This is a genomic window from Rhodopseudomonas sp. BR0G17, assembly GCF_010907025.1.
In the GTDB taxonomy this organism is placed as follows: Bacteria; Pseudomonadota; Alphaproteobacteria; order Rhizobiales; family Xanthobacteraceae; genus Rhodopseudomonas; species Rhodopseudomonas palustris_H.
The window spans coordinates 14710-37374 of the sequence record NZ_QUML01000038.1 but is presented as its reverse complement, the minus strand read 5'-3'; the positions used below and the strand labels follow the sequence as shown (position 1 = coordinate 37374).

At 65.3% G+C, this 22665-nt stretch carries 24 protein-coding genes; 18 read left to right on the top strand and 6 right to left on the bottom strand.

Features of this window, described 5'->3' with window-relative positions; translation table 11 throughout:
- The first annotated feature begins 73 nt into the window (after window positions 1-73).
- From DY467_RS22075 to DY467_RS22055, 5 genes are all read left to right on the top strand, one after another.
- A complete protein-coding gene (locus DY467_RS22075) occupies window positions 74-1147 on the top strand; it encodes an efflux RND transporter periplasmic adaptor subunit (RefSeq protein WP_246701606.1) in 1074 nt (357 codons plus the stop codon).
- On the top strand, window positions 1148-4237 hold the full coding sequence (locus DY467_RS22070) for an efflux RND transporter permease subunit (RefSeq protein WP_164638967.1): 3090 nt from the start codon (window positions 1148-1150) through the stop codon (window positions 4235-4237).
- On the top strand, window positions 4234-4539 hold the full coding sequence (locus DY467_RS22065) for a DUF3240 family protein (protein ID WP_107346047.1): 306 nt from the start codon (window positions 4234-4236) through the stop codon (window positions 4537-4539). The genes DY467_RS22070 and DY467_RS22065 overlap by 4 nt, the downstream gene beginning before the upstream one ends.
- Window positions 4540-4740: 201 nt before the next feature.
- Window positions 4741-5796 (top strand): YeeE/YedE family protein, encoded by a 1056-nt coding sequence (locus tag DY467_RS22060; protein ID WP_502706452.1) that lies wholly within the window; start codon window positions 4741-4743, stop codon window positions 5794-5796.
- Between the two features lie 233 nt (window positions 5797-6029).
- Window positions 6030-6482 carry a DsrE family protein gene (locus DY467_RS22055; protein WP_107346045.1) on the top strand — a complete coding sequence of 151 codons (453 nt, stop codon included), beginning with the start codon at window positions 6030-6032 and terminating at the stop codon, window positions 6480-6482.
- Here DY467_RS22055 and DY467_RS22050 read toward each other — a convergent pair.
- From DY467_RS22050 to DY467_RS22040, 3 genes are all read right to left on the bottom strand, one after another.
- On the bottom strand, window positions 6397-7599 hold the full coding sequence (locus tag DY467_RS22050; RefSeq protein WP_164638965.1) for a YeeE/YedE family protein: 1203 nt from the start codon (window positions 7597-7599) through the stop codon (window positions 6397-6399). The two genes, DY467_RS22055 and DY467_RS22050, sit on opposite strands and share 86 nt — an antisense overlap.
- A 76-nt stretch (window positions 7600-7675) precedes the next feature.
- Window positions 7676-8050, bottom strand: a complete 375-nt coding sequence (locus DY467_RS22045; RefSeq protein WP_011160008.1) for an ArsR/SmtB family transcription factor — start codon at window positions 8048-8050, stop codon at window positions 7676-7678.
- 38 nt (window positions 8051-8088) lie between these two features.
- Window positions 8089-8487: a thioredoxin fold domain-containing protein gene (locus DY467_RS22040; RefSeq protein WP_164638963.1), complete on the bottom strand. Its 399-nt coding sequence runs from the start codon at window positions 8485-8487 to the stop codon at window positions 8089-8091.
- Window positions 8488-8527: 40 nt separating this feature from the next.
- On the opposite strand from DY467_RS22040, the gene DY467_RS22035 reads away from it, so the two are divergent.
- On the top strand, window positions 8528-9271 hold the full coding sequence (locus tag DY467_RS22035; RefSeq protein ID WP_164638961.1) for a cytochrome c biogenesis CcdA family protein: 744 nt from the start codon (window positions 8528-8530) through the stop codon (window positions 9269-9271).
- A gap of 29 nt (window positions 9272-9300) precedes the next feature.
- Complete coding sequence (locus DY467_RS22030) at window positions 9301-9894, top strand: SoxW family protein (protein WP_164638959.1); 594 nt, start codon at window positions 9301-9303, stop codon at window positions 9892-9894.
- 188 nt (window positions 9895-10082) lie between these two features.
- Here DY467_RS22030 and DY467_RS22025 read toward each other — a convergent pair whose 3' ends face one another.
- From DY467_RS22025 to soxA, 3 genes are all read right to left on the bottom strand, one after another.
- On the bottom strand, window positions 10083-10580 hold the full coding sequence (locus tag DY467_RS22025) for a GlcG/HbpS family heme-binding protein (protein WP_164638957.1): 498 nt from the start codon (window positions 10578-10580) through the stop codon (window positions 10083-10085).
- Between the two features lie 169 nt (window positions 10581-10749).
- Window positions 10750-11493: a sulfur oxidation c-type cytochrome SoxX gene (gene soxX / locus DY467_RS22020; protein WP_164638955.1), complete on the bottom strand. Its 744-nt coding sequence runs from the start codon at window positions 11491-11493 to the stop codon at window positions 10750-10752.
- A 12-nt stretch (window positions 11494-11505) separates the two neighbouring features.
- Window positions 11506-12327, bottom strand: coding sequence for a sulfur oxidation c-type cytochrome SoxA (gene soxA, locus DY467_RS22015; protein WP_164638953.1), 822 nt, complete (start codon window positions 12325-12327; stop codon window positions 11506-11508).
- A 185-nt stretch (window positions 12328-12512) separates the two neighbouring features.
- On the opposite strand from soxA, the gene soxY reads away from it, so the two are divergent.
- The 11 genes from soxY (at window position 12513) to DY467_RS21960 (ending at window position 22608) form a co-directional block, all read left to right on the top strand.
- Window positions 12513-12977, top strand: a complete 465-nt coding sequence (gene soxY, locus DY467_RS22010; RefSeq protein ID WP_107356982.1) for a thiosulfate oxidation carrier protein SoxY — start codon at window positions 12513-12515, stop codon at window positions 12975-12977.
- A gap of 37 nt (window positions 12978-13014) precedes the next feature.
- Window positions 13015-13344, top strand: coding sequence for a thiosulfate oxidation carrier complex protein SoxZ (gene soxZ / locus DY467_RS22005; protein ID WP_013502840.1), 330 nt, complete (start codon window positions 13015-13017; stop codon window positions 13342-13344).
- A 142-nt stretch (window positions 13345-13486) separates the two neighbouring features.
- On the top strand, window positions 13487-15184 hold the full coding sequence (gene soxB / locus DY467_RS22000) for a thiosulfohydrolase SoxB (protein ID WP_164638952.1): 1698 nt from the start codon (window positions 13487-13489) through the stop codon (window positions 15182-15184).
- A gap of 69 nt (window positions 15185-15253) precedes the next feature.
- Window positions 15254-16549: a sulfite dehydrogenase gene (soxC, locus tag DY467_RS21995; protein WP_164638950.1), complete on the top strand. Its 1296-nt coding sequence runs from the start codon at window positions 15254-15256 to the stop codon at window positions 16547-16549.
- Window positions 16533-17288 (top strand): c-type cytochrome, encoded by a 756-nt coding sequence (locus tag DY467_RS21990; RefSeq protein WP_164638948.1) that lies wholly within the window; start codon window positions 16533-16535, stop codon window positions 17286-17288. Before soxC ends, DY467_RS21990 begins: the two co-directional genes overlap by 17 nt.
- Window positions 17289-17498: 210 nt before the next feature.
- Window positions 17499-18611 carry a YeeE/YedE family protein gene (locus tag DY467_RS21985; protein WP_164638946.1) on the top strand — a complete coding sequence of 371 codons (1113 nt, stop codon included), beginning with the start codon at window positions 17499-17501 and terminating at the stop codon, window positions 18609-18611.
- Window positions 18612-18650: 39 nt separating this feature from the next.
- Window positions 18651-19070, top strand: coding sequence for a c-type cytochrome (locus DY467_RS21980; RefSeq protein ID WP_164638944.1), 420 nt, complete (start codon window positions 18651-18653; stop codon window positions 19068-19070).
- 27 nt (window positions 19071-19097) lie between these two features.
- Entirely contained in the window at window positions 19098-20363 is a 1266-nt protein-coding gene (locus DY467_RS21975; RefSeq protein ID WP_164638942.1) for an NAD(P)/FAD-dependent oxidoreductase, read from the top strand.
- A 59-nt stretch (window positions 20364-20422) separates the two neighbouring features.
- Window positions 20423-21694 (top strand): FCSD flavin-binding domain-containing protein, encoded by a 1272-nt coding sequence (locus DY467_RS21970; protein WP_502706451.1) that lies wholly within the window; start codon window positions 20423-20425, stop codon window positions 21692-21694.
- Window positions 21695-21718: 24 nt separating this feature from the next.
- Window positions 21719-22195, top strand: coding sequence for a methyltransferase family protein (locus tag DY467_RS21965; protein ID WP_164638938.1), 477 nt, complete (start codon window positions 21719-21721; stop codon window positions 22193-22195).
- A gap of 23 nt (window positions 22196-22218) precedes the next feature.
- The gene (locus DY467_RS21960) at window positions 22219-22608 is read left to right on the top strand and encodes a rhodanese-like domain-containing protein (protein ID WP_107346029.1); all 390 of its coding nucleotides are present in this window, start codon (window positions 22219-22221) and stop codon (window positions 22606-22608) included.
- The last annotated feature ends 57 nt before the right edge of the window (window positions 22609-22665 follow it).

The following is a 22665-nucleotide window of genomic DNA, read 5'->3' as shown; positions in this document are numbered from 1 at the left end:
TCCGGCATCCCAGGCCGGCACAGGTGCCAGTGACAGACCCATGCTCCGCCTTTCGACGATTCCGACTTTGCTGATGGCCGCTGTACTGGCTTGCGCGACTGCGCATGCCGGCGACGAGCTGTCGATTTCCAAGCAGCAGGCCGAGCGGGTCGGGATCGAGACCTCGCCGCTGGAAAAGCAGCCTGCCGCGGCCGGCCTCAGCTTCCCGGGCAAGATCGCGGTGCCGCCGGATCGCAGCCGACTGATGAACGCGCCGCTCGGCGGCCGGATCGAGCGGCTGCTGGTGCGCACCGATACGGTGGTGAAGGCCGGCGATCTGCTGGCCGAGATCCAGAGCCCGGCGCTCGCCAATGCCCAGGCCGAATATCTGGTCGCCTTCAATAAAGAGCGGCTGCTCAAGACCAATCTCGACCGCGAGGAGCAGCTCGCGCCTTATGGCGCCGTGACCAAGAAGCAGGTCATCGTCACCCAGAGCGAATACGAACAGGCCCGCGCCACCGCTGCCGAGCGCCGCCAGGCGCTGCTGCATTACGGCATGACCGAAGCGGCGGTCGACAAGCTGGCGGCGAGCCAGAAGCTCGACCCCAGGCTGACGCTGATCGCGCCGATCGATGGCGTGGTGCTGGAAAGTCCGACCACGCCCGGCCAAACCGTCGAGGCGCTGGCGCTGGTGTTCAAGCTGGTGCAGCTCGCGCCGCTGTGGGCAGAAATTCAGGTGCCGGCGCTGCGGGCGGAGGATTTCGCGGTCGGCGCCCGCGTCACGCTGCGCGGCCATGATTGCATCGGCAAGGTGGTGTCGATCGGCTCCAGCGTCGAGCCGACCTCGCAGACCGTGATCGTCCGCGCCCAGTTCGACGAGCCCGATACCGACTTGCGGCCCGGCCAAGTGGTCGAGGCGCAGATCGCTCCGATCACCAGCGGCTCGGCCGAATGGCGCGTGCACAGCGGCGCGATGGTGCGGCGGGGCAAGGACGCCTTCGTGTTCGTGCAAACTGACAGCGGCTTCGTCGCCACGCCGGTGAAGATCCGCGAGGAGCTGCCGCAATTCGCGGTGGTCAGCGGCAGCTTCCGCGGCGACGAGCGGATCGCGGTGCGCGGCATCGCCGCGCTGAAGGGCGCCTGGCAGGGACTCGGCGGGGTCGAGTAAATGCTGACCCGTCTCGTCGAATTTTCGCTGTCGCATCGCCTGCTGGTGGTGCTCGCCACGCTGCTGCTGATCGGTGCCGGCGTGCTGGCGTTCCGGCATCTGCCGATCGATGCTTTCCCGGACGTCTCGCCGGTCCAGGTCAAGATCATCATGAAGGCCCCGGGCATGACGCCCGAGGAAGTCGAGACCCGGGTGACGATGCCGCTTGAGCTCGAGATGCTCGGCATCCCCAACAAGACCATCCTGCGCTCGACCACCAAATACGGCCTCGCCGACGTCACCATAGATTTCGCCGACGGCGTCGACATTTATTGGGCGCGCAATCAGGTCGCCGAACGGCTTGCGTCGGCGATGAAGGACATGCCCGACGGCCTCACCGGCGGTCTGGCGCCGATCACCACGCCGCTCGGCGAGATGTTCATGTTCACCATCGAGGGCGGCGACCTGACGATGGCCGAGCGGCGGACGTTGCTCGACTGGACCATCCGTCCGGCGCTCCGCACGCTGCCCGGCGTCGCCGACGTCAATTCGCTCGGCGGCTTCGTCCGCAGCTTCGAGATCGTGCCCGACAATCTGGCGATGGCCTCGCACGGCATCACCATCGATATGCTGGAGAAGGCGATCGAGAAGAACAACCGCAATGGCGGCGCTGGCCGGCTGTCGGCCGGCGAGGAGGTGCTGCTGGTCCGGGTCGACGGTCAGGTCCGCACGCTCGATGATCTGCGCGACATCGTGCTGGCGTCGCGCGACGGCGGCATGGTGCGGGTGCGCGACGTTGCCGAGGTGCGGATCGGCAGCATCACCCGCTACGGCGCAGTGACGCGCGACGGCCAGGGCGAAGCAGTGCAGGGCCTGGTGCTCGGCCTGCGCGGCGCCAATGCGCGCGACGTGGTCGACGGCGTTCGCGCCAAGTTCAAGGAGCTGGAGCCGACGCTGCCGAAGGGCGTGACGCTGAACGTGTTCTACGATCGCGGCGACCTGGTCGGCCGCGCCGTCGGCACGGTGTCGAAGTCGCTGCTCGAAGCCGTGGTGCTGGTGATCGTGCTACTCATCCTGTTCCTCGGCGATTGGCGGGCCGCGCTGGTGGTGGCGCTGACGCTGCCGCTCTCGGCACTCGCCACTTTCGTGCTGATGCGGTTCGCCGGCATGTCGGCAAACCTGATGAGCCTCGGCGGTTTGGCAGTCGCGATCGGCATGCTGATCGACGCCGCGGTGGTGGTGGTGGAAAACGTCGTGTCGCATCTGGCGCATGATCGCCACGCCGCGCAGGTGCCGCTGCTCCACCGGATCTATCAGGCATTGCGCGAAGTCGTGGTGCCGGTCACCTCGGGCATCGGCATCATCGTCATCGTGTTCCTGCCGCTGCTGACTCTGCAGGGGCTGGAAGGCAAGCTGTTCATCCCGGTGGCGCTGGCGATCGTGTTCGCGCTCGGCTCGTCGCTGCTGTTGGCGCTCACCGTGATTCCGGTGCTGGCGTCGCTGCTCTTGAAGACCGCCGGTCACGGCGACACCTGGCTCGTGCGCAAGATCAGCGCCGGCTACACGCCGGTGCTGCGGTTCGCGCTGAATCACGAGAAGGCGGTGCTGGCCGTGTCGGCGCTGGCGCTGGTCGCCACCGTGTTCGCCTATGCGCAGCTCGGCAAGATCTTCATGCCGACGATGGAAGAAGGCACGCCGATTATCAGCGTCGAGAAGCTGCCGTCGATCGGGCTGGAGGAGAGCGTCAATCTCGATCTCAGGATCCAGCAGGCGGTGATGGGCGCGGTGCCGGAGGTCAGGAGCATCGTGGCTCGCGTCGGCTCCGACGAACTCGGCCTCGACCCGATGGGTCTCAATCAGACCGACACCTACATCATCCTCAAGCCCGAAGCGGAGTGGCGCCGGCCGCACGACAAAGACTGGCTGATGGGCGAGCTGCGCAAGGCGCTCGCCGGCTTCCCGGGCATCGGCTTCTCGTTCACCCAGCCGATCGAGATGCGGGTGCAGGAGATGATCATCGGCGCCCGCGGCGATGTGGTGGCGAAGATCTTCGGCACCGACATCCCGACGCTCAACAGGTTGGCCGAACAGATCACCGCGACGCTGAAGACGCTGAAGGGCGCCGAAGACGTCCGCACCACGCTCAACGAAGGCTTCGAGTATTACAATGTCGGCATCGACCGGCTGCAGGCCGGCCGGCTCGGGCTCGATGTCGACGCGCTCACCGAGGCGCTGCGCACCCAGATCGAAGGCCGTCAGGCCGGCATCGTCGTCGAAGAAGGCCGCCGCACGCCGGTGCTGATCCGCGGCACCGAGTCGCTGCGCGAGTCGCCGGCGCGGCTCGCCGGCATCAATCTGGTACTCGCCGACGGCAAGTCGGTGCCGCTCGCCAACGTCGCCAAGCTGGAGCGGATCGACGGGCCGGTGAAGATCGACCGCGAAAACGGCAAGCGGCTGGCGCTGGTGATGAGCAACGTCTCGGGCCGCGACCTGGTCGGCTTCGTCGATGAAGCCAAGGCGGCGGTCGCCGCCAAGGTCAAGCTGCCGGAAGGCTACAGCATTGTCTGGGGCGGCCAGTTCGAGAACCAGCAGCGCGCTGCGGCTCGACTCGGCGTCGTGGTGCCGATCGCGCTAGCTCTGGTGTTCCTGTTGCTGTTCGTCACCTTCTCGTCGTTGCGGCAATCGCTGCTGGTGTTCATCAACATCCCGTTCGCGCTGATCGGCGGCGTGTTCAGCCTGCTGATCACCGGCGAATATCTGTCGGTGCCGGCCTCGGTCGGCTTCATCGCGCTGCTCGGCATCGCGGTGCTGAACGGCCTGGTGCTGGTGTCGTATTTCAACATGCTGCGTAGCCAGGGCCTGCCGCCGGATCAGATCGTCGAGATCGGTGCCCAGCGGCGGCTGCGGCCGATCCTGCTCACCGCGAGTATCACCGGGTTCGGCCTGGTGCCGCTGCTCTACGCCACCGGTCCGGGCGCCGACGTGCAGCGGCCGCTGGCAGTGGTGGTGATCGGCGGCCTCGTCACCTCGACGCTGCTGACGCTGGTGATCCTGCCGGTGCTGTATCGCCGCTTCGGGATTCCGCCGAAACCGTCGGAGGCCCAGCCATGAGCGCGATGGTGCTGACCCTGCTGGTGCCGGTGGCGCTGAAGGACGACGTGATCGCCGCGATGCTGTCGCACGAGCCGACCGCGCGCGTCGGGTTCACAGCGCGGGAGGTCGAAGGTTATGGCCGCGACGTCGACTACGACAGCGTGGTCGAACAGGTCCGCGGTCACACGCTGTCGGTCGAGATCGTCGTCACCGCCGACGACGCCGAACTGCGCGGGCTGCTCGACACGATCGGCGACGAATTCGGTGGTCGCGGTCTGCGCTGGCGGATCGTGCCCGCGCCTGCTGTCGGGACGCTGTAAGCGGCAGGGTGCAGGTTCCGTATCGGAACCCGGAGAATAATTTCGCCTTTCGCGCCTTTCGGAGAGCATGTTTCTCTCCACCCCGAAAGGCCGCGGCAACTTCCTGCTTAATTTTCGGGCTGTATTTACCGGTATCCGGGCGATGCGTACATCCAGCCTCGAAAGGCGCGCCAATTGGCGCGCCGGCTGGAGGATCGGTCGATGCAGATGCCCGAATTGGTGATCGTGTTGGGGTTTGCGATCGGCGCCGCGTTTGGCGTCGCGGGGCTGCTGAGCGGCTTCTGCCTGATGAGCGGCCTGCGCGATTACTGGACCAAGGACGATGGCCGTAAGCTGCGCAGCTACGCGGTGGCGCTGGCGGTCGCGATCGTCGGCACGCAACTGATCTCCGGCCTCGGTTATGTCGACATCGGCAAGTCGTTGTATCTGCAGCCGTCGTTCTCCGCACCGCTGATCTTTCTCGGCGGCCTGATGTTCGGCCTCGGCATGGTGCTGGCGAACGGCTGCGCATCGCGCGCGCTGGTGCTGCTCGGCAAGGGCAACCTCCGCTCGCTGCTGGTGGTCGGGATCATCGCGGTCGCTGCGCAGATGACCCTGAAGGGCCTGATCGCGCCGGCGCGGCTCGCCTTCCTGCAGTGGACACAGGTGTCGCCGCCGCACGTCTCGGTGCCGTCGCTGATCGGCGCGCTCGGCGTCGGTGAGGCCTTCGCCCAGATCGCCGCGGTGCTGATCGCCGCCGGTGCGCTGCTGGTGTTCGCATTCTCCGACCGCTCGTTCCGTCGCGCCACCGGCCAGATCACCGCGGGTGCAGTGATCGGTCTGCTGGTCGTCGCCGGCTGGCTCACCACTGGTTACTTCGGTGCCGACGAGTTCAACCCGATCCCGGCGACCTCGTTGAGCTTCGTCGCGCCGCTGGCCGATACGCTGCAATACGCGATGTTCTCGACCGGTCTGACGCTGAGCTTCGGCGTTGCCCTCGCGGTCGGCGTGTTCGCCGGCAGCGCCACGACCGCACTGCTCACCGGCCGGTTTGCACTGGAGGGCTTCACCTCGGCGCCGCACATGCTGCGCTCGACGCTGGGCGCCGCGCTGATGGGCGCCGGCGGTGCGATGGCCTATGGCTGCTCGGTCGGGCAGGGCCTCACCGGCCTGTCGACGCTGGCGCTGCCGTCGGTCATCGCGGTCGCCGGCATCGTCGGCGGCGCCGCGCTCGGCATCCGCCGCTTCGCTCCGGTCGCGGCGCTGGCGACGCGGTGAAAGCTAAAGGCAGTCATTCCGGGGCGCGCGTGAAAACGCGCGAACCCGGAATCCAGAGATTGTTTCAAAGAGATTCCGGGCTCGCGAGCTGCGTTCGCGCCCCGGAATGACGAACCCAAAATTCCCTTTCGACCTGACGGCAACGTGATGCCCCGGCACCGCTCGCTCGCAGATGACTTCGGCGGCGGGTGCGGTTAGCGTGCGCGTCAAACAAGCTTTCCGGGAGGAGTACGATGAAGTCGTTGTTCAAGGCTGCCGCTGCGGCGGCGCTGCTGATTGCCGCTGCGGCCCCTGGCTTTGCGGCCGATGCCAAGTCGCACCGGGTCGCGATCCAGGTCGATCAGAACGATCCCGCGGTGATGAACCTGGCGCTGAACAACGCCGCCAACATCATCGAGTACTACAAGGCCAAGAACGAGGACGTTCAGGTCGAAGTCGTCACCTTCGGGCCCGGCCTGCACATGCTGCGCGCCGATTCATCGCCGGTGAAGGACCGGATCAAGCAGATCGCCGACGGCGCATTTCCCTCAGCCATCAAGTTCGCGGCCTGCGAGAACACCAAGACCGGCATGGAGAAGCATGAGGGCCACGCCGTCAGCCTCATTCCGCAAGCGAGTGCGGTGCCGTCGGGTGCGGTGCGTCTGATGGAGCTGCAGGACGACGGCTGGGCTTATTTGCGGCCGTAACGGCCGGCGTCCGGCGTCGCCGTAGCAATTCACGCCAGGCATCGAACCGGCGGCGGATCAGCTCGCGCGGTGAGCCGTCGACCAGCACCGCGATGCCGATGCGGGCGCCGAGCATCATGCCGGCGATGGCGATCGGCCACGACAGCGCCATCACCGAGCCGGCGGTGATCCCCTGGCCGATGGTGCAGCCGCCGGTCAGAATGCCGCCGAATCCCATCAGAGCCGCGCCAGCGACGTGACGGCGCATTTCGTGGTCATCGTCGAACGCTTCCCAGCGCAGCTCGTCGGTGTGCCAGGCAGCAAGAAACGCACCTGCAACCACGCCGAACACGGTGCCGACGCCGAAGTCGGCGAAATTGGCGACGTTGAGCAGCCCGGCATATACCGCTTTGCCGACCGTCGAGACGAAGGTCAGGCTTTGCGGATGCACCGGCCCGGCGAACGGGTCGGCGAGCTTGGTGGTGGCCAGCCAGCCGACCACCGTCAGCACGCCGAGTGCGACGCCGGCTGCCAGCAGACGCGGCGTCCGCCGCAGCCGCTTGTCGCCGAGCGCGATCAGGCACAGCACGCCGCCGCCCAGCGCGGCGATCACCGCGCGCAGATCCATTCCAGCGAGATGCTGAGTGAGCGCCGCGAGGTCGGTATTGACGCCCTCCGGCATCGTGATCGCGAAACGCTCCAGCACGGTGATGCGGAAGCCGGAGAACATCCCGCGTAGCGTCGCATAGGCAGCGCCGCCGAGCACCAGGATCACCACGAAGCTGCGCAGATCGCCGCCGCCGAGCCGCACCAGCGAACCGAAGCCGCAGGTGCCGACGAACGCCATGCCGATGCCGAACAGCACGCTGCCGATCGCGATCGAAATCAGCGGCAGCGCCGGGGCGGTATAGTTGGATTGGCCGGGATCGAGCTGGCCAGCGATCACCAGTGCCTGAGTACCGAGCAGCGCGATGCCGAGCGCCAGACCGAAGATGCGCAGGCGGCGCGTATCGCCGCCCATCAGCGCGTCTTCGACCGCCCCAAACGAGCACAGCCGCGCCAACCGCACAAAAAAACCGGCGACGACGCCGACGCACAAGCCGGCCAGCGCGAGCATCCAGGCGGATGCATCCTGCATGGGGTTCCCTCGTTTGCGCGCAGGCGTACGATGCGCGCTTGCGTCGGCTTATTGTTAGCGTGCCGCGAGGGATGGCTTACTTCTGGCCGTCCCGCGCGGACGAGCAGAAGATATCATAGATCACCGAGATCACGCGACGGACGTCATCATTGGCCAGGCTGTAGTAAATGGTCTTACCATCCCGCCGGGTGTCGACCATGCCGTCGTAGCGCAGCCGTGCAAGTTGCTGCGACACCGCCGACTGCCGCAGCGACAGGATGTTCTCCAGCTCGCTGACCGAGCGTTCGCGCTCGGCGAGCAGGCACAGCAGCAACAGCCGGTTCTCGTGCGACACCGCCTTGAGGAAGTTGCTCGCCTTGCGCGCCCGGCGCATCAGCATGTCGAGCTCGGGCGAGTACTCTGCGCCGTCGCGCAGTTCGGTCTCGATATCGGGTTCGAGGATCGGGGGCATGGCGATCTGCTAACGTCTCCGTTGGCGTTGCGATACGATCAGATGTGACTGCGGGGCGGCGCGATCTTGGTGGCAAGCGCGCCGAGCAGACCCCAGAACGCGTCGTCGTTGATGTAGCCGGTGATACGCCCGACTTCGCGGCCCTGGTCGATCACCACGAAAGTTGGCGTAAACCGCACCGGACTTGCAAGTCCGAGGCCAGGATCTTTGTCGTGGTCGATGTTGATGCGGCGCAACGGCAGCAGCTTGGCCTCATCGGTCTTGGGATAGATCGGGCCGACATCGCGATCCCAGCGCGCGCACCAGACGCAGCCGTCGCGCTCGAACATCACCAACTCGGCCGCGTGCGTCGCCACAGCTGATAGCTGCGCCGCACCCAACAGAATCGCGCCGATGAGAGTCGATTTCAGCATCTTCCCGGTCATTCTATGATACATATAGACGAATTCGCATGTATAAACTAGGGGCGGAAGCGCGGTGGTTTCGAATATCTCGCTGGTCGGCGCCTTCGGGGCCGGGGTGTTGTCGTTCCTGTCGCCCTGCGTGTTGCCGCTGGTGCCGCCTTATCTTTGTTTTTTGGCCGGCGTCAGCCTCGATCAGCTGACCCGCGGCGCCGATCAGCCGTCCAAGGCGATCGACGGGCGCGTGGTTGGCGCTTCGCTGGCGTTCGTGCTTGGCTTTTCGACCGTGTTCGTCGCGCTCGGGGCGTCCGCCTCGGCGATCGGCAAGGCGGTGACCGACCATTTCGAAGCGCTCGGCATCGTGGCCGGGGTCATCATCATCATGCTCGGGCTGCATTTCCTCGGGCTGTTCCGGATCGGCCTGTTGTATCGCGAGGCCCGGTTTCACAATGTCAGCCGCGGCGTCGGCTTGCTCGGTGCTTACGTGGTCGGCCTTGCCTTCGCGTTCGGCTGGACGCCCTGCGTTGGGCCGGTGTTGGCGACGATCCTACTGGTGGCGGGCGTGGAGGGCTCGGCGGCGCACGGAGCGGTGCTGCTCGGCGCGTATTCGCTCGGGATCGGGCTGCCGTTCCTGCTGGCGTCGCTGTTCTCCGGCGCGTTCATCCGGCTGATGGCGCGGCTGCGCGGGCAGATGGCGACGGTCGAGAAAGCGATGGGCGGCGCATTGGTGCTGACCGGCGTGCTGTTTCTCACCGGCGCGATGCCGAAGATTTCCGGATGGCTGCTGCAGACTTTTCCTGCCTTCGGCGAGATCGGCTGACGGCGCCACGGCAACAGGGAGGACAGGTGATGACGAAGACTGGAGTCTCGCGCCGCAGCGCCATTGCCACGCTGGGATTTGGCGCGCTTGGTGCGCTGTCGCTGCGCACTATGCCTGCAATGGCGGCGGAGCCGGTGCTGGGCGACGACGGGCTGTATCAGCTCGACTGGTACCTGCAGAGCTTCCTCGATCTGAAGGAAGATCTCGAAGGCGCCACCGCCAAGGGCAAGCGCTTCGCGATTCTATGGGGGCTCAAGGGCTGCCCATACTGCAAGAAGCTGCACGACGTGCATATGCGCGATCCGGCGATCGAGAGCTACATCCGCGACAATTTCGAGATCGTGCATCTCAATCACATCGGCGCCCGCGAAGTCACCGATTTTGGCGGCAGCAAACTGAGCGAGAAGGCGTTTGCCCAGGCCTACGGCATCCGCTTCACCCCTTCGCTGCAATTCTTCCCTGAGAGCGCCGACGGTCTCGCCGCCAAGAAGCCGCAGGACCGCGAAGTCGCCCGCATGCCCGGCCTGCTCGAGCCGCCGGAATTCCTGGCGATGTTCAAATACGTCCGCGAGAAAGGCTATCAGTCGATGCCGTTCACCGACTGGTTGAAACGGCCGGTGTAGCAACTCGTCATTCCCAGGCGCGCGAAGCGCGAGCCCGGAAATCCATATTCCGCTCCAGTCATTCCGGGGCGCTCGCGCTCAGCGAGCGAATCCGGAATCCGGAGCTGTGGGACACCCGGCCGTCGCTACCAACTCGGGATTCCGGGTTCGCAGGCTTCGCCTGCGCCCCGGAATGACTCGGTGTGTCGTCAGAAATCCAACTTGTCTTTGATCGCTTCGATGCCGGCTTTGGCGCAGGCTTCGTCCGCTTCACCGCCAGGAGCGCCGGATACGCCGATGCCGGCGACCAGCGAGCCGGCGGCTTCGACGATCAGTCCGCCGCCGAGCACGACGACGCCGGGCAGGTCGCGCAAACCTGATTGCGGCATGCCCGGCTTGGTCATGTTGGCCAGCTCGCCAGTGCCGGTCTTGAATGACACCGCGGTCCAGGCTTTGCCGGTCGCGGTGCTCGGTGTGTGAGCCCCGGCGAAGCGGTCGCGCAGCATCACCTGCGGCAGGCCGCTGCGATCGACGACGGTCACTGCGACCTGAAAGCCCTGCTTGCGGCATTCGCCGAGCGCCGCCTTGGCGGCGTCGAGGGCGAGTTCGGGGCTGAGCGACTTGCTGGTCACCAACGCGTCGTCGGCGCGGGCTGGTGCGGCCAACAGCGTGAGGCCGATCACGACTAATCCGATCCTACTGAGCATCAAACTGCTCCATCTTCGATGAGGAATGTGTCCGGTCCGGCGTCATTGCGAGAAGCACCCGGATCGTTGCTTCGCGTCGCCCGGGCACAGGCTCCGCGACGAAGCAGCCCGTGTCGATGAAGAGTTGGATTGCTTCGCTTCGCCCGCAACGACGCAAGTTCTGCTGGTCCTATTCCTTGTTCACCGGCGATTCCGGATCGAACAGGAATGCCATCACGTCCTTGATCTGCTGTTCGGTGAGGAAGCCGTTGGTGCCGAACCGCGGCATGTTCGAGCACGGCACCACTGCCTGCGAATTGTAGATCTTGGTGTAGGCCTGTTTGATCTCGGCTTCGGTGTAATTGCGGTCCTTGCCGTAGTGGGTGAGGCTTGGGCCGAGCGTGCCGAACGACACTTCCGACTTCGCCATCTGATGGCAGGCGTAGCAATTGCCGCCATGCACCGTTTCCGGCTTGTCGGAGAACTGGCCACCCTGGCCGTTATTGGCGATCTTGGCGCCTTCCTTCCAATTGCCAAGGAATTTGCCATCGGCCGGATACACCACCTTGGTGATCTCGCGCTTCATGATCGCATCGCCGACCTCGTGCGGCACGTCGTTGCGATACTTGTTGCAGGCCTGCATCGTCTCATCCGGGACGATGCGTTGCTGCCAGTCTTCCGGCGCCTTGCCGAACGTCGCCTTGATGTAACCGTCGACGGTTTCGGGCGAGACCTTCGAGGCGGCGCTTGCGGTCTTGGCGGGAGCCGGCGAGGGGCCGGGCTTCGTCGCCTCGACTGTCTTGTCGGCGGCCTTGCTCATCGCGCCCGCCGGCTTGGCGATCGGCTGATCGGCGGCGAGGCTCGCGATCGGGGCGGTGCAGCTCAGCGCGCCGCCGAGGGCGAGCGCCAGCATCGAAACGTGCAACTTCGTCATGGCGTCGCTCCCTCAGCGCTTGATCGACGGCACGGCGAGTTCGCCGCCCGCCGCGATCTTGTTGAGATACAGCGTCAGCGCCGTAATGCCGTCGGAGCCATATTCCGGCGCCGGCCAGCGCTGCTGGCGATAACAGTCCCACAGCCGGTGCTGGAACGTGCGCAGCGCGCTCTGCGACACGCGATAAGTCGGCCAGCTCGCCATCGTTACTTGCGCGTCCTTACCGGGGCCGGCGAGGTAGGGCAGGGCCTGCAGACGGATGCGCTTGCCTTCGGCGCCGTGGCAGGTCGAGCACGAGAAATCCATCACGCCGCCGCGGCGATGGAATAACTCTTCGCCGACAGCGGCCATTTCCTGCTCTTTAGGATGGCTGAGCTGCGGTTCGATCTTCATGCCGCTGGATTTGTTGGCGATGAACGCCACCAGGTCTTCCATGTCGGAAGGTTTGCCCGGACCTGAGAAGCGGCGCGCGACCACGTCCTTGGTGTCGAGCCCCTGGATGTTCTGCATGCACCACAGCAGGCGCTGCTCCAGATCCATCACCCGGTCGGCATCCTTGAAGTAGCGCGGCAGCTGCGCGAACGCGCCTTCGAGCTTGCCTGCGCCGAGACCGAGATCGCAGCTTTCGAGCGAGACATTCTTGGTGCCGCGCTTCTCCGCCCACAATTGTTCGCCACGATCGACCGCAAGGAATCCGGGATTGGACATCGGGTCGGAAATCATCTCGCGATAGCGCTCGATTTCCTTCTCGCTGGCGTCCTGCGCCTTTGCGACGATCGGCATTGTGCAAAGCACAACGGCGATCACCACCGATAGAGCGGTGATGGGTCTCATGTGTCCTCCCTCCTCGGCGACCGTCTTGTGAGTTGCGGCCGACGATACCTCGGCGCGCTGCCTGGCATCTTTACATTCAAGAAAAACAATATAATGATGTTTGCGGATCATGACCGATCGCGCTTGCAATCGTCAAGCGTTAGTATGGCAAGGGACGCGAAAGACTCCCTGATGGAGGATGCCCAATGGTGTTCATGAAGACCGAGACGAGCCGCCGCGAGGCGTTGGCGCTGGCGGGCATCGCCGGCCTTGCCGCGCTCCTGGCGCCGCGGATGTCCTTCGCTGATGCGGCGATGGTCGATGCCGAGATCAAGAAGCTGTACGGCGACAAGAAGTTCGACAGCGGCAAGATCAAGCTCGACGTGCCGGAGATCGCCGAAAACGGCCTGGTGGTGCCGATCACCGTCGACGTCGAAAGCCCGATGACCGATGCGGACTACGTCAAGGCCGTTCACGTGTTCGCCGATGGCAATCCGCTGCCTGGCATCGTCAGCTACAAGTTCACTCCGGCGTGCGGCAAGGCTTCGGCCTCGACCCGGATGCGGCTGGCGCAGACCCAGAACATCATCTGCATCGCGGAGATGTCCGACGGCAAGCTGTACTCGACCAAGTCGAGTGTGAAGGTCACCATCGGCGGCTGCGGCGGCTAATCCGGCAACGGCAACAAATCCAGGCGAGGAAATTCCAATGTCCGTCAAACCGACTCCGCGCGTCCGCGTTCCGACCCAGGCCAAGCCGGGCGAACTGATCGAAATCAAGACGCTGATCTCGCACGAAATGGAATCCGGTCAGCGCAAGGACGCGTCCGGCAAGATCGTGCCGCGCAAGATCATCAACACCTTCACGGCCCAGTTCAACGGCAAGATGGTGTTCGAGGCCGAGTGGAATCCGGCGATCTCCGCCAACCCGTATCAGTCGTTCTTCTACAAGGCGTCGGAGAGCGGCGAGTTTGCCTTCCTGTGGAAGGACGATGACGGCTCGGTGTACGAGTCCAAGCACAAGCTGACCGTCGCCTGATCGCGACCAACGTCACGACCTAACTATCCGTCGCAGATCACCGGGAGCCGGATCGGCTCCCGGAACGAGGATCTGCGGCTGAACCAACGGCCGCCTGTCACGGCGGTGGTGCCGAACGCGGCGCAAAGCAAGGGATGAAACGATGATCTCGAGGCGGGAATTCCTGCAGGCGACGGCCGCCGCATCGGCACTGACGATCGCCGGCAGCCTTGGGCCGATCGGGCGGGTGGCTGCTCAGCAGCGGCTGACCCAGGGCGACATCCTCAAATTCGATCCGCTCGGCACGGTGACGCTGCTGCACATCACCGACACGCACGCCCAGCTTGTGCCGCTGCATTTCCGCGAGCCCTCGGTCAATCTTGGCGTCGGCGAGGTCAAGGGCAAGCCGCCGCATCTCACCGACGAGGAATTCCGCAAGTACTTCCATATCGCCACCGGCTCGCCGGATGCGTTCGCGCTGACCGCGGACGACTTTACCGCGCTTGCCCGCAACTACGGCAAGATGGGCGGCTTCGACCGCATCGCCACGCTAGTCAAGGCGATCCGCGCCGAGCGCGGCGCCGACAAGGTGCTGCTGCTCGACGGCGGTGATGCGCTGCAGGGCAGCTGGAGCTCGCTGAAGAGCAACGGCCAGGACATGATCGACGCGCTTGCCGGGCTCAAGGTCGATGCGATGACCGGCCATTGGGAATTCACCTACGGCGCCGACCGCGTCAAGGAAATTGCCGAGAAGGCGCCGTTCGCTTTCCTGGCGCAGAACGTCCGCGACATCGAATGGCAGGAGCCGGTGTTCGAGGCGCGCAAGATGTTCGAGCGCGGCGGCGTCAAGATCGCGGTGATCGGCCAGGCGTTGCCACGCACCGCCGTCGCCAATCCGCGCTGGATGTTTCCGAACTGGGAGTTCGGCATCCGCGAGGAGGATATGCAGAAGCAGGTCGATGATGCGCGCGCCGAAGGCGCTGCGGTCGTGGTGCTGCTGTCGCACAACGGTTTCGATGTCGACCGCAAGCTCGCCGGCCGGGTGAAGGGCCTCGACGTCATCCTCACCGGCCACACCCACGACGCGATGCCCGGCGTGATCAAGGTCGGCGACACCGTGCTGGTGGCGTCGGGCTCGCACGGCAAGTTCGTGTCGCGGCTCGACATCAAGGTCGACGGCGGCAAGGTTGCGGACATCCGCTTCAAGCTGATGCCGGTTTTTGCCGACGCGATCGCGCCGGACCCGGAGATGGCCAAGCTGGTCGAGAAGCTGCGCGAGCCTTACGCCAAGGATCTCGCCCGCGTCGTCGGCAAGACCGACTCGCTGTTGTATCGCCGCGGCAATTTCAACGGCACCTTCGACGATCTGATCTGCGACGCGATGCTGAAGCAGCGCGACACCGAGATCGCGCTGTCGCCCGGCTTCCGCTGGGGCGGCACGCTGCTGCCGGAACAGAGCATCACCTGGGAGGCGATCACCAACGCCACGGCGATCACCTATCCGAACTGCTACCGCACCGAGATGACCGGCGAGCAACTCAAGAACGTGCTGGAAGACATCGCCGACAACATCTTCCATCCCGACCCGTACTATCAGGGCGGTGGCGATATGGTGCGCACCGGCGGCATGGGTTACGCGATCGACGTATCCAAGGAGATGGGCTCGCGCATCTCCAACATGACGCATCTGGCGACCGGCAAGCCGATCGAGGCGTCGAAGAAGTACACGGTGTCCGGCTGGGCCAGCGTCAACCAGGGCACCGAAGGTCCGCCGATCTGGGAGGTGCTGGAGAAGCACGTCGCCAGCGCCGGCCCGGTAAAGATCGAACCCAACAGCGCGGTCAAAGTCTCCGGCGCCTGATCCGCGCCGGAAGTGCGGACCGGTGCGTTCCATACATTCACGTATCGCAATGAGAAAGAGGCTAGCGGCATGAGTGAAAAGCCCACATCCGACGTCCTCAACCGCCGCCGGTTTCTCGGCGCGGCGGGGCTTGGTGCGGCCGGTCTCGCTGGTGCTGGGTCGATGCTGCCGTCGCTTGCGGCCAAGGCCGGTGAGGCGGCCAAGCCCGATCCGGCGATCACCGAGATTCAGGATTGGAATCGCTATCTCGGCGATGGCGTCGACAAGCGTCCCTACGGCGTGCCGTCGAAATTCGAGAAGGACGTGATCCGCCGCGACGTGTCGTGGCTCACCGCGTCGCCGGAGTCCTCGGTCAACTTCACGCCGCTGCATGCGCTCGACGGCATCATCACGCCGTCCGGCCTGTGCTTCGAACGGCATCACGGCGGCGTCGCCGAGATCGATCCGGCGCAGCACCGGCTGATGATCCACGGCCTGGTCGACACCCCGCTGGTGTTCACCATGGACGACATCAAGCGGATGCCGCGCGTCAACAAGATCTACTTCCTGGAGTGCGCGGCGAACTCCGGCATGGAGTGGCGCGGCGCGCAGCTCAACGGCTGCCAGTTCACCCACGGCATGATCCACAACGTGATGTACACCGGCGTCACGCTGAAGACGCTGCTCGACCAGGCCGGCGTGAAGTCGAACGCCAAATGGCTACTGCTCGAAGGCGCGGATTCCGCCGGCATGGATCGGTCGCTGCCGCTGGAGAAGGCGCTCGACGACGTGATGATCGCTTATGCGATGAACGGCGAAGCGCTGCGTCCGGAGAACGGCTATCCGCTGCGCGCGGTGATCCCCGGCTGGCAGGGCAATCTCTGGGTGAAGTGGCTGCGCCGCATCGAAGTCGGCGACATGCCGTGGCAGACCCGCGAAGAGACTTCGAAGTACACCGACCTGATGCCCGACGGTCGTGCGCGCAAGCATACCTTCGTGATGGACGCCAAGAGCGTCATCACCAGCCCGTCGCCGCAGATGCCGCTCAAGTTCAAGGGGCGCAATGTGCTCACCGGCATCGCCTGGTCGGGCCGCGGCACCGTCAAACGCGTCGACGTCTCGATGGATGGCGGACGCAACTGGTACGAAGCGCGGATCGACGGCCCGGTGCTGAACAAATCGATCGTGCGGTTCTATGTCGACTTCGACTGGAACGGCGAAGAGCTGATGCTGCAATCGCGCGCGATCGACGAGACCGGTTATGTGCAGCCGACCAAGGCGGAGTTGCGCAAGATCCGCGGCGTCAACTCCGTGTACCACAACAACGGCATCCAGACCTGGCTCGTGCATCCCGACGGAGTGACCGAAAATGTCGAAATCGCTTAAGGCTCTCGTTGGGTTCGCCGTCGTTGCCGCGATGGCGCTGCCGCTGGCGCAGGCCGGCGCCGAACACAAGCCGGGTCACAAGGCCAAAGACGCGGTGAAGGAAGCCAAAGCGTCGCCGCAGCCCGCCGTGCCGGCTGCGCCGTCCGCGCCGGTGAAGCTCGGTCTGGGCCGTCCGGCGCTGCCGGAAGAGATCGCGGCCTGGGACATCGATGTCCGTCCCGATGGCCAGGGTCTGCCGCCGGGGCGCGGCACCGCCAAGGAAGGCGATGCGCTGTTTCAGGAGAAGTGCTCGACCTGCCACGGCGAATTCGGCGAAGGCGTCGGCCGCTATCCGGTGCTGTCCGGCGGCCACGGCACGCTGAAGGCGGATCGTCCCGACAAGACCATCGGCTCGTACTGGCCGGACGCCACCACGGTGTACGACTACGTCCGCCACGCGATGCCGTTCGGCAACGCGCGCTCGCTCAGTAACGACGAGATCTACGCGCTGACGGCGTACATCCTCAACATGAACGACGTCATCAAGGATCAGGACTTCGAGCTGAACCAGACCAATCTCGCCAAGGTGAAGATGCCGAACGCGGATGGTTTTTACGAAGACGATCGCGATACGGCCGAGAAGGCGTTCTGGAACAAGAATCCGTGCATGAAGGATTGCGGGCCTGCCCCGAAGGTGATCGGCCGCGCGATCGCGGTCGACGTTACGCCCGACGAAAAAGCCGGGCCGAAAGTGGACTGATACGTGATGGCGTACGTCGCGGTTCCAGCGCGGCGCGCGCCAAGTAATTGCACCAGCGTTCGGCTGGTTGATTAGTTCGGTTGCGCCAGATCAATGTCGATCGGTGCGTGCGGAGGACAATCTGTCGTTCCGCGGCCGCTGTTTGGAAGATCGAAGACGACCGACGACGGGTTGCAGTCGAGCGTGCCGCAAAGACGAGGAACGCTTCTTTTGGATCTCGACCTTCTTATCGAGCGCTTCGGCGAAACCACGCTGCTGACCGCAGGCGGTCTGCTGGTGGGGCTGGTGTTCGGCGCGACCGCCGAACGCAGCAAGTTCTGCCTGCGCTCGGCAGTCATCGAGTTTTCCGAAAGCTCGTTCGGTCCCAAGCTCGCGGTGTGGCTGCTGACGTTTTCCGCCGCGGTTGCCGCCACGCAGGTCGCAATCACCTCCGGCGTGCTCGATGTGTCCGAAGCGCGGCAGCTCGCCGCCACCGGCAGCCTGTCGGGTGCGATCATCGGCGGGCTGATGTTCGGCGCCGGCATGATCCTGTCGCGCGGCTGCGCCAGCCGGCTGTTGGTGCTGTCCGGCACCGGGAACTTGCGCGCGCTGGTCACCGGTCTGATCCTCACCATCGTGGCACAGGCGTCGCTGCGCGGCGTGCTGTCGCCGGTGCGCGAATTCCTCACCTCGCTATGGACGCTGCCGGGCGGCGCATCGCGCAACCTGCTCACCGTGGTTCATGCCGGTCCGGTGATCGGCGCGGCCTTCGGCTTCGCCGTCGTGGTGTGGGCGCTGTGGCTCGGCTGGCGCAACCGGATCGGCATCATCACCGGCATCGCCGCGATCGGCGTCGGCCTCGCGGTCACCGGCGGCTGGCTGGTCACCTACATTCTGGCGCAGCATTCGTTCGCGCCGACCCAGATCAAAAGCGTCAGCTTCACGGGGCCCTCGGCCGATACGCTGATGGGGCTGATCAACTCGCCCTCGGTGCCGCTCGGCTTCGACATCGGGCTGGTGCCCGGCGTGTTCGCCGGCTCGCTGCTCGCCGCGTTGATTGGGCGGGACTGGAAGCTGCAGGGCTTCCATGATGGGCTCAGCATGGGCCGCTATGCGGCCGGGGCCTTCCTGATGGGATTCGGCGGCATGCTGGCCGGCGGCTGCGCGGTCGGCGCCGGCGTCACCGGCGGTTCGATTTTTGCGGTGACCGCCTGGCTGGCGCTGGCTTCGATGTGGCTCGGCGCGCTGGCGACGCATACGCTGCTCGACGCGAAAGCTGCGGCCAAAGCGGACGCGGCTCCGGCAATCGAGCCGGCTCTTTCGGCGAAACAGACCGGCAACTAAGCCGGCACGCCACTACGACTTTGTCTCGGGAGGATGATGATGGCCGTGCTCGGCCGATATTTCGATCGTTCGGATTGCGCCCGCTCGCCGGCGCTGCAGATGCGCGTCGCGTTGCGGGCGCGGCTCAGCGCCGCGGCGATGCTGCTCGTCTGCGTGATTGCGGGACCGGCGCTGGCCGGCGGCGACCGCGAGCTCGGCGAGTATCTGTCGAGCGAATGCGTTACCTGCCATCAGATCAGCGGCCGGTTCGACGGCATCCCGTCGATCGTCGGCCGCGACGAGCCCGAGCTGATCGCCGCGCTCACCGAATACCGCGACAAGGTCCGCGACAATCCGGTGATGCGGGCGATCGCCGCCAAGTTCAACGACGAAGAGATCGCGGCGCTCGCGAGCTACTTCGGCAGCATCGAAAAACAACAAATCGAGCGCACCGCGGACCGGAGTGGAGACATCCGGTAGTCGATCAACATAATTGGAGGGGACGAGATGAGGATCAATCGGCGCCAGTTTTCGGCTGGCTTATTCGCAGCCGCGGGTGCGGTCGGAATGCCCGGCGTGCTGCGTGCACAGGCCAAGCCGCGCGTGGTGGTGATCGGCGGCGGGCCGGGCGGCGCCACCGTGGCGAAATATGTGGCGCGGGACTCGCAGGGCGCGGTCGAGGTCACGATGATCGAGCCGCTGGAGACGTTCGTCACCTGCTTCCACTCCAATCTCTATCTTGGCGACATGCGCTCGTTCGAGTCGATCAGCCACGGCTACAAGCTCGGCAGCTACGGCGTGAAACATGTTCGCCAGTTCGCCGCAGCGATCGATCGCGACAAGAAGGAGGTCAGGCTCGCCGACGGCTCCGCCGTGCCGTACGATCGGCTGGTGATGGCGCCCGGCATCGATATTAAGTTCGACTCGGTGCCCGGCTATTCGGAAGCCGCTGCCGAGATCATGCCGCACGGCTGGAAGCCGGGGGCGCAAACCAAGCTGGTCAAGAAGCAACTCGACGCGCTGCAGGATGGCGCGACCATCGTGATGGTGGCGCCGCCGAATCCGTATCGCTGTCCGCCGGGTCCGTATGAGCGTGTCTCGGTGATGGCCAAGGTGCTGAAGGCCAAGGGCCACACCAAGTCCAAGATCATCGTGCTCGATCCGAAGGACAAATTCTCCAAGATGGCGCTGTTCCAGGAAGGCTGGCAGAAGCACTATCCGGGCATGGTCGAGTGGATGGACCCGAAGATGCACGGCGGCATCAAGGGCGTCGATCCGGCCGCGATGACGGTGACGACCGATTTCGAAACCATCAAGGCCGACATGGTCAACGTCATTCCGGCGCAGATGGCGGGCAAGATCGCGCGCGAGGCCAATCTCGTCAATGAAACCGGCTATTGCCCGATCGACGCCACCAACATGAAGTCGGCGATTGATCCCAACATCTATGTGCTGGGCGACGCCTCGATCGCCGGTGCGATGCCGAAATCGGCGTTCTCGGCAAACAGCCAGGCCAAGGTAGTCGCCAATGCGGTGCGCGGCGAGCTGACGGGATCGCGCACCTTCCCGGCGCGTTATGCCAACACCTGCTGGTCGGTGCTGGCGCAGGACGATACGGTGAAGATCGGCGGTCGCTACGAGCCGAAGGACGGCAAGATTGCCGAGATCGAAGGGTTTGTGTCGAAGACCGGCGAAGACGCCGGCATTCGGCTGCAGACTTCGGAAGAGAACATGGGATGGTATGCCGGCATCACCGCCGACATCTTCTCCTGACGTCACTGCGGGCCGGCGCTTGGTGCGTCGGCCCGCGCTTGAATCTGCGGAGCTACGACGTGTCCAAGCCGAACCTGATCAGCCGCCGCGGCGTGATCCGCGCCGCCGCGGCGGCAACGGCGATGTTCGCCTGTCCGGTGATCGCCAAAGCCAAGCCGCGCGTGGTCGTGGTCGGCGGCGGGGCGGGCGGCGCGACGGCGGCGAAATATCTGCGTCACGGCAATGATGCGATCGACGTCACGCTGATCGAGGCCAATCGCCGCTACGTCACGCCGTTCACCTCGAACCTGTATCTCGGCGGGTTGAAGTCGTTCGACACCCTGTCGTTCGGCTACGAAGGCGTCGCCGCGCATGGCGTCGGCCTGGTGTTCGACCAGGTCTCGGCGATCGACCGCGACAACAAGGAAGTGCGCACCGCCGGCGGCGCGCGGCTCGGCTACGACCGGCTGGTGCTGTCGCCGGGGATCGACTTCCGCTGGGATGCGGTCCCCGGCTATTCCGAAGCCGCTGCCGAGCGGATGCCGCACGGCTATCGCGGCGGCGCGCAGTTTCAATTGCTGAAGAGCCAGCTCGATGCGCTCGGCGATGGCGCGCTGATTGTGATCATCGCGCCGCCCAATCCGTATCGCTGTCCGCCGGCGCCGTACGAACGTGCCTCGATGATGGCGCACGCGCTGAAGAGCCGCGGTGTCAAGAACGCCCGCATCGTGATCCTCGACGCCAAGGATCACTTCGCGATGCAGACCTTGTTCATCGACGGCTGGGAGCGGCACTACTCCGGCATGATCGAGTGGCAGGACCCGACCATCCACGGCGGCATCAAGGCGGTCGATCCGAAGGCGATGACCGTGACCACCGATTTCGAGACCCACAAGGCGGCGCTGGTCAATGTCATCCCGCCGCAGATCGCCGGCAAGCTCGGCCGCGACGCCGGGCTCGCCGATGCCAGCGGATTCTGTCCGGTGGATGCCGGCACGATGGCATCGTTGATCGATCCGTCGATCCATGTGATCGGCGATTCTGCGACTGGCGGCGAGTTTCCCAAGTCCGGCTTCGCCGCCAACAACGAGGGCAAGACCGCCGCGATGATCATCCGCGCCGATCTGATCGGCGACCGCCGGATGCCGGTGCGCTTCACCAACCATTGCTGGAGCGACATCGCCCCCGATGATGCGATCAAGAACGGCGCGCGCTACACGCCGCAGGACGGCAAGATCGTGATGTCCGACCCTTATACCTCGCAGCTCGACGAGAGCCCGCAGCTCCGCGCCAAGCAGGCGCGCGAAGCGGCCGGCTGGTATATCGGCATGACCACCGATATATTCGGTTGATCGAATGTGCGCCGACGAGTTGCAATGACTGGTTCCGAGGGCTCACGCCCGAACAGACTGCCGTGGCCGCCGATGCTGCTGGCGATCGCGGCCGTGATCGCGATCGGGCTCGGCATGGTGCTGCCGCTGCCCTTGCCGCGCAGCGACATCGTGGTGTGGGCCGGCTATCTTGTCGCCGCACTCGGTTTCGCCATCGACGGCTGGGCGATCCTGACGATGCGGGCGGCCCGTACCAACATCCTGCCGCACCGCGCCGCCGACCGGTTGGTGACCTGGGGCCCGTTCCGCTTCAGCCGCAACCCGATCTATCTCGCCAACACGCTGCTGCTGATCGGCATCGGGCTCGCCGCCGGCAACGGCTGGTTCGTGCCGCTCGCTTTGTTGATGGCGGTGCTGGTCGACCGGCTGGCAATTCGCCGCGAGGAACGCCATCTCGCGATTCGTTTCGGCAACGCCTGGATCGACTACGCGGCGGCGACGCCACGCTGGCTGATCCGCTGAGCCATGTCCCACAGGAGACTGCCATGACCACGTTGAAGCAGATGATGGAAGCCGCCAATGCCGCGGTGCCGCGGGTGAGCGTCGACGACGCTCGCCATCTGATCGAGCAGGGCGCGCTGGTGATCGACGTCCGCGATGCGCCGGAAGTCGGCAACACCGGCAAGGTCGCCGGCGCCGTCAACATCTCGCGCGGCATGCTGGAATTCCGCGCCGATCCGGATTCGCCGTTCCACGATAAGCACCTCGCCAAGGATCGCCCGGTGATCGTGTACTGTGCCTCCGGCGGCCGCTCGGCGCTGGCTGGCAAGGTGCTGAAGGATCTCGGCTACGAAAAGGTGTTCAACCTCGGCGCCTTCAAAGACTGGGCCGAAGCCGGTGGTGCCGTCGAACAGCCGATCGAACGCGGCATGTAATCTCCGCGACCAAGCAATCCAGCGGTGCGAGACGCTGGATTGCTTCGCTTCGCTCAC

Coding starts and splice junctions, on each gene's coding strand:
- DY467_RS21960 (WP_107346029.1), top strand. CDS start 22,219: ATGACCACGTTGAAGCAGATGATGGAAGCCGCCAATGCCGCGGTGCCG.
- DY467_RS22055 (WP_107346045.1), top strand. CDS start 6,030: ATGAAGTCGTTGTTCAAGGCTGCCGCTGCGGCGGCGCTGCTGATTGCC.
- DY467_RS22050 (WP_164638965.1), bottom strand. CDS start 7,599: ATGCAGGATGCATCCGCCTGGATGCTCGCGCTGGCCGGCTTGTGCGTC.
- DY467_RS22070 (WP_164638967.1), top strand. CDS start 1,148: ATGCTGACCCGTCTCGTCGAATTTTCGCTGTCGCATCGCCTGCTGGTG.
- DY467_RS21980 (WP_164638944.1), top strand. CDS start 18,651: ATGGCCGTGCTCGGCCGATATTTCGATCGTTCGGATTGCGCCCGCTCG.
- DY467_RS21965 (WP_164638938.1), top strand. CDS start 21,719: ATGACTGGTTCCGAGGGCTCACGCCCGAACAGACTGCCGTGGCCGCCG.
- soxY (WP_107356982.1), top strand. CDS start 12,513: ATGGTGTTCATGAAGACCGAGACGAGCCGCCGCGAGGCGTTGGCGCTG.
- DY467_RS22065 (WP_107346047.1), top strand. CDS start 4,234: ATGAGCGCGATGGTGCTGACCCTGCTGGTGCCGGTGGCGCTGAAGGAC.
- DY467_RS21990 (WP_164638948.1), top strand. CDS start 16,533: ATGTCGAAATCGCTTAAGGCTCTCGTTGGGTTCGCCGTCGTTGCCGCG.
- soxZ (WP_013502840.1), top strand. CDS start 13,015: ATGTCCGTCAAACCGACTCCGCGCGTCCGCGTTCCGACCCAGGCCAAG.
- DY467_RS21975 (WP_164638942.1), top strand. CDS start 19,098: ATGAGGATCAATCGGCGCCAGTTTTCGGCTGGCTTATTCGCAGCCGCG.
- soxC (WP_164638950.1), top strand. CDS start 15,254: ATGAGTGAAAAGCCCACATCCGACGTCCTCAACCGCCGCCGGTTTCTC.
- DY467_RS22045 (WP_011160008.1), bottom strand. CDS start 8,050: ATGCCCCCGATCCTCGAACCCGATATCGAGACCGAACTGCGCGACGGC.
- DY467_RS22025 (WP_164638957.1), bottom strand. CDS start 10,580: ATGCTCAGTAGGATCGGATTAGTCGTGATCGGCCTCACGCTGTTGGCC.
- soxA (WP_164638953.1), bottom strand. CDS start 12,327: ATGAGACCCATCACCGCTCTATCGGTGGTGATCGCCGTTGTGCTTTGC.
- DY467_RS22075 (WP_246701606.1), top strand. CDS start 74: ATGGCCGCTGTACTGGCTTGCGCGACTGCGCATGCCGGCGACGAGCTG.
- DY467_RS22040 (WP_164638963.1), bottom strand. CDS start 8,487: ATGTATCATAGAATGACCGGGAAGATGCTGAAATCGACTCTCATCGGC.
- DY467_RS22030 (WP_164638959.1), top strand. CDS start 9,301: ATGACGAAGACTGGAGTCTCGCGCCGCAGCGCCATTGCCACGCTGGGA.
- soxX (WP_164638955.1), bottom strand. CDS start 11,493: ATGACGAAGTTGCACGTTTCGATGCTGGCGCTCGCCCTCGGCGGCGCG.
- DY467_RS22060 (WP_502706452.1), top strand. CDS start 4,741: ATGCAGATGCCCGAATTGGTGATCGTGTTGGGGTTTGCGATCGGCGCC.
- soxB (WP_164638952.1), top strand. CDS start 13,487: ATGATCTCGAGGCGGGAATTCCTGCAGGCGACGGCCGCCGCATCGGCA.